This window comes from Limnobaculum xujianqingii (assembly GCF_013394855.1).
In the GTDB taxonomy this organism is placed as follows: domain Bacteria; phylum Pseudomonadota; class Gammaproteobacteria; order Enterobacterales; family Enterobacteriaceae; genus Limnobaculum; species Limnobaculum xujianqingii.
The window spans coordinates 3,016,201-3,025,282 of sequence record NZ_JABMLK010000001.1; the positions used below are offsets into that span (position 1 = coordinate 3,016,201).

10 protein-coding genes are annotated in these 9,082 nt (G+C 45.2%); 3 read left to right on the plus strand and 7 right to left on the minus strand.

What is annotated here, in order from left to right; translation table 11 throughout:
* Positions 1–74 precede the first annotated feature (74 nt).
* Entirely contained in the window at positions 75–2,207 is a 2,133-nt protein-coding gene (locus tag GOL65_RS13905; RefSeq protein WP_140920598.1) for an OPT family oligopeptide transporter, read from the plus strand.
* Positions 2,208–2,286: 79 nt separating this feature from the next.
* Here the strand turns inward: GOL65_RS13905 and GOL65_RS13910 are convergent, their stop codons facing one another.
* Positions 2,287–2,688, minus strand: a complete 402-nt coding sequence (locus tag GOL65_RS13910; RefSeq protein WP_140920597.1) for a DUF2628 domain-containing protein — start codon at positions 2,686–2,688, stop codon at positions 2,287–2,289.
* Positions 2,689–2,940: 252 nt separating this feature from the next.
* Positions 2,941–3,543, minus strand: coding sequence for a YdcF family protein (locus GOL65_RS13915; RefSeq protein WP_179038354.1), 603 nt, complete (start codon positions 3,541–3,543; stop codon positions 2,941–2,943).
* A 238-nt stretch (positions 3,544–3,781) separates the two neighbouring features.
* On the opposite strand from GOL65_RS13915, the gene GOL65_RS13920 reads away from it, so the two are divergent.
* Together GOL65_RS13920 and GOL65_RS13925 are read left to right on the plus strand one after the other, a co-directional pair.
* Positions 3,782–4,054 carry a hypothetical protein gene (locus tag GOL65_RS13920; protein ID WP_140920595.1) on the plus strand — a complete coding sequence of 91 codons (273 nt, stop codon included), beginning with the start codon at positions 3,782–3,784 and terminating at the stop codon, positions 4,052–4,054.
* Between the two features lie 11 nt (positions 4,055–4,065).
* Positions 4,066–4,401 carry a type II toxin-antitoxin system RelE/ParE family toxin gene (locus GOL65_RS13925; RefSeq protein ID WP_140920594.1) on the plus strand — a complete coding sequence of 112 codons (336 nt, stop codon included), beginning with the start codon at positions 4,066–4,068 and terminating at the stop codon, positions 4,399–4,401.
* A gap of 88 nt (positions 4,402–4,489) precedes the next feature.
* Here the strand turns inward: GOL65_RS13925 and mnmE are convergent, their stop codons facing one another.
* The 5 genes from mnmE to rpmH all read right to left on the minus strand — a co-directional run bounded on the left by mnmE (position 4,490) and on the right by rpmH (position 8,367).
* Complete coding sequence (gene mnmE, locus GOL65_RS13930) at positions 4,490–5,854, minus strand: tRNA uridine-5-carboxymethylaminomethyl(34) synthesis GTPase MnmE (RefSeq protein WP_140920593.1); 1,365 nt, start codon at positions 5,852–5,854, stop codon at positions 4,490–4,492.
* 98 nt (positions 5,855–5,952) lie between these two features.
* Complete coding sequence (gene yidC / locus GOL65_RS13935; RefSeq protein WP_140920592.1) at positions 5,953–7,617, minus strand: membrane protein insertase YidC; 1,665 nt, start codon at positions 7,615–7,617, stop codon at positions 5,953–5,955.
* 2 nt (positions 7,618–7,619) lie between these two features.
* Positions 7,620–7,880, minus strand: coding sequence for a membrane protein insertion efficiency factor YidD (gene yidD / locus GOL65_RS13940; RefSeq protein WP_140920591.1), 261 nt, complete (start codon positions 7,878–7,880; stop codon positions 7,620–7,622).
* Positions 7,844–8,209 carry a ribonuclease P protein component gene (gene rnpA, locus GOL65_RS13945; protein ID WP_140920590.1) on the minus strand — a complete coding sequence of 122 codons (366 nt, stop codon included), beginning with the start codon at positions 8,207–8,209 and terminating at the stop codon, positions 7,844–7,846. The genes yidD and rnpA overlap by 37 nt, the downstream gene beginning before the upstream one ends.
* A 17-nt stretch (positions 8,210–8,226) precedes the next feature.
* Positions 8,227–8,367 carry a 50S ribosomal protein L34 gene (rpmH, locus tag GOL65_RS13950; protein ID WP_115458131.1) on the minus strand — a complete coding sequence of 47 codons (141 nt, stop codon included), beginning with the start codon at positions 8,365–8,367 and terminating at the stop codon, positions 8,227–8,229.
* Positions 8,368–9,082 lie beyond the last annotated feature (715 nt).

Consider the following 9,082-nt stretch of genomic DNA (forward strand, 5'->3'; position numbering starts at 1 on the left):
GATACATATACAGCGTGCCGGAAAGTATCAGGCCGCATAAAAAATAACGAAAGCAAACTAACAGCATAAATTATATGGAAAATACATCACAGATCCGTGAGCTTACGCTGCGCGGAATTATCATTGGTGCGTTGATTACCGTGGTATTCACTGCATCAAACGTCTACTTAGGGTTGAAAGTTGGTTTAACCTTTTCATCCGCGATCCCCGCTGCTGTTATCTCAATGGCAGTACTGCGCTTCTTTTCGAAGTCGAATATTTTAGAAAATAACATGGTACAAACGCAGGCATCTGCTGCCGGTACGTTGTCATCGGTTATTTTTATCCTCCCCGGCCTGTTAATGATTGGCTATTGGAACAGCTTCCCGTTCTGGCAGACGTTATTGATCTGCTCTGCGGGCGGTATGTTAGGGGTAGTGTTCTCTATTCCGTTGCGTCATGCGATGGTGGTGAAGAGCAATCTGCCCTATCCGGAAGGGGTTGCCGCGGCAGAGATTCTGAAAGCTGGTTGTAATGACTATGTGGATGAGAACGATCGGTTAGTCAGCACTAATGAAGGTGCTGGTGAAGATAAAGACAACGGTTTCCGCGACATTCTGTTTGGTGGCTTTATTGCCGCAGCTGTTAGTTTTGCTACTAATGGCCTGCGTGTTTTGGCTGACGGTGCCAGCTACTGGTTCACTCAGGGTCGTGCCATTTTCCAGATTCCGTTAGGCTTCTCTTTAGCGTTGCTGAGTGCGGGTTATCTGATTGGGATTGCGGCAGGTATTGCCATTCTGGTGGGCTCAATTATTGCCTGGGGCATTGCGATTCCAATTATTAGCTCATTAACCGACAGTGCGGAAGGATTGGCTACGTTAAGTTCCTGGGGCGTTTCGGTGCCTATGGATATCGTAGACAGCGGTTCTATTAGTGCACTGGCGATGACGCTGTGGAAAACTAACGTGCGTTTTATCGGTGCTGGTACATTAGCCATCGCCGCTATCTGGACGCTGCTGACGCTGGTTAAGCCAATTATTGAAGGAATGAAAACGTCTCTGCGTGCGTTAAATAGTAATAACACCGGAGAAGTGATTCCAAGAACTGAACTGGACCTGTCTCCAAAGATTGTTTTATTAATCAGCGTAGTGATGTTCCTGGTACTGATTGGAACCTTCTACTCTTTCGTTGCTGATAGCGGTTTATCAGCTACAACGGCCTGGGGTCTGGTGTTTGCTTCAGTTATTTTTGCTTTCCTGATTGGTTTCCTGGTTGCTGCGGCCTGTGGTTATATGGCGGGCCTTGTGGGCTCATCAGCCAGTCCAATCTCTGGTATTGGGATTATTGCGATTACGGCAATCTCTCTGCTGCTGCTGTTCTTAGGTGGCCTGAATGGGATGCTGGAAACCGAGCAGGGTACTAACTTTGCTACCGCGCTGGCGATTTTTACCACCAGTGCAGTTTTGGCCATTGCGACCATCTCTAACGATAACCTGCAGGATTTGAAAACCGGCTATCTGGTAAAAGCGACGCCATGGCGTCAGCAGGTTGCGTTATTGATTGGTTGTGTTGTCGGTGCGGCAGTTATTTCTCCGGTGCTGGAGCTGCTGTATAACGCTTATGGCTTTACCGGTGCAACACCTCGTCCGGATATGGACCCAAATCAGGTACTGGCTGCTCCGCAGGCCACTTTAATGACCACTATTGCCAAAGGTATCTTCTCCCATAAACTGGAATGGACCATGATCATCACCGGTCTGGTGGTGGGTGCGGTAGTGATTATGATTGATGTGATGCTGGCTAAGAAAGGCAGCAAGTTACGCATTCCTGCACTGGCTGTGGGTATGGGTATTTATCTGCCGCCGGCAATCACCGCTCCGCTAATCATTGGTTCTGTACTCTCCTGGCTGGTAGCCTCTCAGGTGAAAAAACGTGCTCAGGCGCAGAATGGTGATTTCAAAGAGATGTATAAGCCGGTTGAACGTAAAGGTGCTCTGATCGCCTCTGGTCTGATCGTCGGTGAAAGTCTGGTGGGTGTTGCGCTGGCGGTGCTGATCGTTATTAGTATCAGTAATGGCGGTAGTGATGCGCCTCTGTCTATCAGCTCATGGCTTGAGCCAATCTTTGGTAGCTCAGGCGTAGTTGAGCAGTTGTTAGGCCTGGCGGTGTTTGTGTTTATTTGTATCTTATTTGTCAGACGTGTTTTAAGTGCACTGAAGACTAAATAAGTTATAACTAAAAGTAACATGAAGCCCAGCGATGAAAATCGCTGGGCTTTTCTATTATGATCGGCAAATAATCATAATATTAAAAAATGCCTTCAAACGGGTTCCAGCTGTCACTGCCTTTCACTTCTTTTAGATAGTAGGCGTAATTAGCCGTCATTGACCACATCATGGCACAAGCTACGTTAATACCTGTATTTGCACCGTTTGGCAGGTAAGTACCGGTTATTGTTTCAATAACAACGATAACAATACCGATGCCAATAGCAATGCCGAATAACACCAGATTCTTTTTCCATAGCCCTAAAACAAAGAAATAAATAAAGCCGAAAAAGAATGCGATGATATTCATACTAAATAAAATTCTACGCATTGGTTTTTCAGCTTTAATCGCTGCTTTATGTTCAGGTGTTTTTGGTGAGCCATACTGATCAAAGAAAGCAAAACGTGTTTGCCATTTTTCAGAATATTTACTTCTATCCATTATATTTCTAAGTCCTTATTATAATTATTTACTAATCATTTACCGGCTTATATATATTCAACAAGCCGGACGGGAAATACTATGTTTGAGTTATCAGATATGCAAGTATAAAAATGACGATTAAACAGTGAGTTGTATTTTTATTAATGCGTGTAAGATAGCTTTATTTATCGTGTGTTATTGAAATTAATCAATGAGTTATTTTTAGATTGTTAAATCTATATTCGATTAAGGTAGCTTTAGTATCAATACTTATTGCGTTATCTTATCAGGCTGTTGCTCAGGATGGTCAAATAAGAACGAATTCAATAAAGCCAATGGTTCACGAAAGAACGCGCGCCTTGTTTCCCGACTTTCTCTTCCCACAGCGGCGGGTAGCTCTGAAATATCTTCAATTCCCGAACGTCTGGCCAGCATAAATGAACGTAGCATATGAAAATCGCTGGTAACGATGACCGTTTTACCAAGCTCAGTCAGTGAACGGGAATAGATAAACTGATGGATGGTACGAGTTGATTGATCCTCTTCATAAATACGCTGACTCTCAATGCCGTTATTGATTAAGTAGCTTTTCATGACGCTGGATTCGGTTGCCGTCTCCTTTCTTCCCTGACCACCACAAACAATCACTCTGGTATTGGGATTTTCTTTAAGATAAGGAATTGCTACGTCTAAACGTTCACGCAGTGTCCTGCTGGGTTTTGCCGGATTACCAATAACCTGTGCACCAAGGATAATCATTGAGTCAGCACCCGCTTCCGGTTCAATTCCTTTATAGTGTGCAATCAGCACGTTGCCGATAATAAAAAACGGTAACAGAAATGAGAGGCTGTATTTTAGTAGTTTCCCTGGCATTGAGGCTATCCGTAGTGAAGTATGAGAATCAGGATATTAAACCCGTTGTGTGAAGCGTTGGTGAAATGAACCAGATCTTTGATGGATGTTATCTGGGGTAAAATTAGTAATAAATTTTACCCCCTCTTTGGTTTTAGGTTATATAATGGAAGAATCAGGCATCAACTAAGATATCGACCATTACTGTGCAATAAGACAGATTAGTGTATCTGGTGCTGGAACAGACGAGGTATGAAAAATGACTACAACTATCTCACAAAAAGCCGCAAGAGAAATGTTGGGAACCCCAGAGAATTTTTCTGGTGGTGTACTGGTAACTAAAAATGGCGTAGCTGAATTATTTATTCAAACTGCCGCAGAACGTGAAGAAGAATTGGTTGCACGCTCTATGGAACGGCAATCGAATGCACTGTTGAAACTGGCTATGCTGGCAAAACAAGATGTTGATAATCAGCGTGTGATGACTCCGGGAGAAGCGCTTCGCCGGCGTAAAGAAGCGCGTAATAAATAGTTTGGAATGATATGGCTTATAGTCTGTTTATTGCCGAAACGGCGTATCGATCGCTGGAAGTGATTGAGGATTATCAAACCGTCTTGCATGGTGTCGCTGAGGCTCAGAAGGTGACAGATAATCTACTTAGCTTATCTGCAAAAGAAATCGCAGAGTCACCATTACGTTATGGTTACAATCATATGGCGACCGATAAGGGATTACGCCTGAGACAATGGTATGATAAAGAGCAGAAGCATCGGGTACTTTATGAAATTACTGAAAATAATGAAGTCTATGTTCTGTTGTATGTCAGTGTTAAGCAGGATTTAGAGCAATTGTTATATCAGTTGCTTATTAGCTTCTAGCCAATATTAAAAATACCTTCAAATGATTCCAGCCATCACTACCAAGTCCTTATTATGATTATTCACCATTCTACTGAAAGGCTGAGTGTTATTTGCCAATACAAAAACTTGAGAAAATCCGTCCCAGCAAATCATCAGAAGTAAATTCACCGGTAATTTCGCTGAGTGCCTGTTGTGCCTGACGAAGCTCTTCTGCCAGCAGCTCTCCTGCGCGAGCGCTTACTAACTGATCCATACCCTGGTCCAGATGTTGTGCAGCAGTTTCCAGCGCCTGCAGGTGGCGGCGGCGAGCCAGAAAGCCTCCTTCAGTATTGCTGGTAAAGCCCATACTTTCTTTAAGATGATTGCGCAGTGCTTCCACACCTTCACCGGTGCGTGCTGACAGACGGATAAGTGAGTGACTGTTCACTTCACTGATACCCAGAGTTTCGCCGGTTAAATCAGCTTTATTGCGTACTACAGTAATCGGCAGCGTCTTGGGTAAGCGAGCCATAAACTCTGGCCAGATATGTTCTGGTTCAATTGCATCGGTGGTGGTGCCATCGACCATAAACAGCACCCGATCGGCCTGTTCGATTTCATTCCAGGCTCGTTCAATACCAATACGTTCAACTTCATCACCGGCTTCACGCAGGCCAGCAGTATCGATAATATGCAGCGGCATACCGTCAATGTGAATATGCTCACGCAGCACATCTCGGGTAGTGCCTGCAATGTCGGTCACAATAGCGGCTTCACGGCCTGCCAGTGCGTTTAGCAGGCTGGATTTACCGGCATTAGGGCGCCCGGCAATCACTACCTTCATTCCTTCACGCAACAGGCTACCCTGACGGGCTTCGGCTCTGACGCCGTTAAGCTCTTTCATCACTTGTTGGAGCTGAGCTTCGATTTTGCCATCGGAAAGAAAATCGATCTCTTCGTCAGGAAAGTCGATAGCAGCTTCAACATAGATACGTAAGTGAGTGAGTGCTTCAACTAATTGGTGCACGCGGCTGGAAAAAACACCCTGTAATGAATTTACCGCTGAACGTGCTGCTTGTTCTGAGCTGGCGTCGATCAAATCGGCAATGGCTTCTGCCTGTGCCAGATCTAACTTATCGTTTAGAAAAGCGCGTTCAGAAAACTCACCGGGACGGGCTATACGTACATCAGGCAGAGTCAGAATTCGCTTTAACAGCAAATCGAGAATCACCGGGCCACCATGCCCTTGTAACTCGAGTACATCTTCACCGGTAAAAGAGTTTGGACCAGGAAAGTAGAGGGCAATTCCCTGATCGAGGGTGCTGCCGTCTGCATCTTTAAACGGCACATAGTCGGCATAGCGCGGCTGTGGAATTTTACCCAGAAGCTGCATTGCCACTTCTGCGGCTTGCTTTCCAGAAACCCGAAGTATGCCGACGCCGCCGCGTCCCGGAGGGGTGGCTTGGGCTACGATAGTATCGGTTGTATTCATGATTTGGCTCTCTGAAAAGTGTATTAAGTCATTATATAAAAAAGGCGGTCATGGTGACCGCCTTTTATCAAGCAAATTGCTGAGGTCTTACCGTCGCATTAAGCGGTTTTCTTCTCTTTCTTGTCTTTCTTATCGCGACTATGCAGGCCTTTCTTCTCCAGACCACGATAGATCAGTTTCTGCTGGATAATAGTAACCAGGTTACTCACGATATAGTACAGAACCAGACCTGATGGGAACCACAGGAAGAAGACGGTGAAAATAACCGGCATGTAAGTCATGATCTTCTGCTGCATTGGATCAGTCACCGGTGTTGGTGACATCTTCTGGATCAGGAACATGGTTCCGCCCATTAACAACGGCAGAATGTAGTACGGATCCTGTGCAGATAAGTCATGAATCCACAGGGCAAACGGCGCATGACGCAGTTCAACAGAGCCCATTAACATGTAATACAGTGCCAGGAAGATTGGCATCTGAATGATTAATGGTAAACAACCACCCAGTGGGTTAACTTTTTCTTCTTTGTACAGCGCCATCATTTCCTGACTCATGCGCTGTTTGTCATCACCAATACGCTCACGCATTGCCTGCAGTTTCGGCTGTAACAGCTTCATCTTGGCCATGGAAGTGTATTGTGCCTTCGTCAGTGGGTACATGATACCGCGCACGATAAAGGTGATAACAATGATGGAGAAGCCCCAGTTACCAACAAAGCCCTGAATAAATTTCAGTAACTTAAACAGTGGCTGAGAGATAAACCATAACCAACCGTAATCAACTGTCAGGTCTAAGTGTTCTGCAACAGCAGCCATTTGGTTCTGAATTTCAGGACCAACCCACAGTTGAGCACCCAGCTGTTCAGTCGCACCCGGCTGAATAATTACCGGTGCATTTCTGAAGCTGATAGATGACTGACCATCATCACCATGAGTGGTAAAGAATGTGCTTTGGCTATCGCGATTTGGGATCCAGGCAGTAGCAAAATATTGCTGCAGCATGGCAACCCAACCACCTTTAGTATCGAGTTTCAGGTTCTCATCGGCGATGTCATCAAAACTGTATTTCTTATATTTGTTGTCATCCGAAGAGTACGCTGCGCCACGATAGGTATGCAGTGCAAAGTTGTTGCTACCATTGTCACGGGCTTTTGGCAGCTTAGCGGTTTGCTTCAACTGACCAAACAGCACAACATCCATTGGTTGCTGGCTGGTATTGTTCACGATGTAGTTAACGTTAACGACATACTCACCACGCTTAAACACGAAGGTTTTGGTGTATTTCACACCATTGCTGTCGGTATAAGTCATCGGAACGGCAAGTTCGTTTTGACCATCAGCCAGCTCAAACACATCTTGTGTGGTGGTATAAAGCGGACGAGCACCGTTAGCTGGGTTATCCGGACCATTTTTACCTACCAGACCGCTAAGTGCCTGATAAGCGAAATCAGGTGCTTTTTCCAGCAGTCTGAACGGTTGCTTTGAACCTAAAGTATCAGGGTAAGCTGACAGGTCGGCTTCCTGAATATCACCACCGCGGGTGTTGATAGTCATAGAAAGAACGTCAGTTTTCACCGTGATCAGACCGCCTTCACCTGCAGCCAGTTCTGACTGAGTGGAGCCGGCAGATCCAGCAGTAGTGGTCGCAGTGGTTTTCTGCGCCGTTGGTGCTGGCTGTGGTGCATTATCTGTTTCCCATGCCTGCCAAATCAAAAAAGTGACAAACAGCAGGGCGACAAGAAGAAGATTACGTTGAGAATCCATTATTAATGTTCTCTATTATGGTCAGTATTGTTAGGCGGAACTGGATCATCACCACCCGCATGTAAAGGATGGCATTTTAATACGCGTTTGATTGTCAACCAACTACCTTTCACTACGCCAAACCTGCTCAATGCCTCAATTCCGTATTGAGAACAGGTAGGACGAAACCGGCAATGTGGTCCAAGTAACGGGCTGATTACCAGTTGATAACCCCGAATCAACATAATCAAGATGCGGGAACCAGCCGACAATGACGACGCCATAACTTATCCAATGTTTCTGTCAGCGCGCAATTATCCAGATCGGCAATACCTTTTTTGGCTATTACAATAAAATCCATGGAGGGGAGGTCATGTTGACGTGTACGAAAACTTTCGCGGGTGAGGCGTTTAATTCGGTTACGTTCATGAGCTCGTTTCACGTATTTTTTTGCAACAGTAAGACCAAGGCGCGGGTGACCCAGCGTATTTGGTCGGCCAAGAATGGTGATTTGAGGACTACCGGCTCGTTGCGGTTGCTGAAAAACAAATGTGAAAGTACTGGGAGTTAACAAACGTAACTCCCTGGGGAATGCTAGCTTAAGCTTAACCACACAGATGGTTAACTCGATTAACCGGCAACAGTTAAACGAGCACGGCCTTTAGCACGACGACGAGCCAGAACCTGGCGGCCGTTTTTAGTTGCCATACGTGCGCGGAAACCGTGGCTACGGTTACGCTTTAATACGGACGGTTGAAAAGTGCGTTTCATGGCGATCTCTACCTAAATCTTAATTATTACTGTCAATGCGTTTGGCTACCCGACGTGAAAACGACCGACGCCTCAATCACAATGTACAAAGAGGCGGGATTGTAATAATTGTACAGCCCCGAGTCAATTCAGAACGCTTATCTCTGCTTAAAAACTCGTAGTTACTACTACGATCTTCAGTTTTCCGCCCTTTTGCCCTACCTTTTTATATTAAAAAGTTAATGCAAGATTAGAAAAGCGATAAACCTAAAGAGCGAGAAGAGCCACAAGTAGGGCTGAGGATTATACGTACTCCCTGAAAAATCGCAAGGATCGTGAATAGATCCTTTTCATCTATATGGGATCAGCGTCGCGATCCTCAATATGACACTTAAATATGTGAGGTTATCCACAGCAATAACAAAAACCACGTTTTCCAGTGACTTCTTGTTTAATGAGTTGCTACTACAGGGCGATTTTTACTATTTTTTATCAGTAGTTTTTGATCTAAGTGACAACTTATCCTATTTATTCAGGTACACTCCTCAGAGCCTGTGGATAAAGTGACGATCTTCTGCATGGAAAGGAAGATCTCAGCGCTACTTTACGCTATCATATGTCGATACCAATTATTTGATCCTAACCTCAGGATCGTAGAGTAACACTGGGTTTCCGTTGGACAATTTTACCCGTTGGCTGGTTCGATCCAAGGCGCAACTGTCAGTATGTTCTAAAT

What these genes read in the sequence shown, in the direction of transcription:
- mnmE (WP_140920593.1), bottom strand. Translation starts at nt 5,854, where the DNA reads ATGAATACAACCGATACTATCGTAGCCCAAGCCACCCCTCCGGGACGC.
- GOL65_RS13910 (WP_140920597.1), bottom strand. Translation starts at nt 2,688, where the DNA reads ATGGATAGAAGTAAATATTCTGAAAAATGGCAAACACGTTTTGCTTTC.
- yidC (WP_140920592.1), bottom strand. Translation starts at nt 7,617, where the DNA reads ATGGATTCTCAACGTAATCTTCTTCTTGTCGCCCTGCTGTTTGTCACT.
- GOL65_RS13915 (WP_179038354.1), bottom strand. Translation starts at nt 3,543, where the DNA reads ATGCCAGGGAAACTACTAAAATACAGCCTCTCATTTCTGTTACCGTTT.
- GOL65_RS13925 (WP_140920594.1), top strand. Translation starts at nt 4,066, where the DNA reads ATGGCTTATAGTCTGTTTATTGCCGAAACGGCGTATCGATCGCTGGAA.
- rpmH (WP_115458131.1), bottom strand. Translation starts at nt 8,367, where the DNA reads ATGAAACGCACTTTTCAACCGTCCGTATTAAAGCGTAACCGTAGCCAC.
- GOL65_RS13905 (WP_140920598.1), top strand. Translation starts at nt 75, where the DNA reads ATGGAAAATACATCACAGATCCGTGAGCTTACGCTGCGCGGAATTATC.
- GOL65_RS13920 (WP_140920595.1), top strand. Translation starts at nt 3,782, where the DNA reads ATGACTACAACTATCTCACAAAAAGCCGCAAGAGAAATGTTGGGAACC.
- yidD (WP_140920591.1), bottom strand. Translation starts at nt 7,880, where the DNA reads ATGGCGTCGTCATTGTCGGCTGGTTCCCGCATCTTGATTATGTTGATT.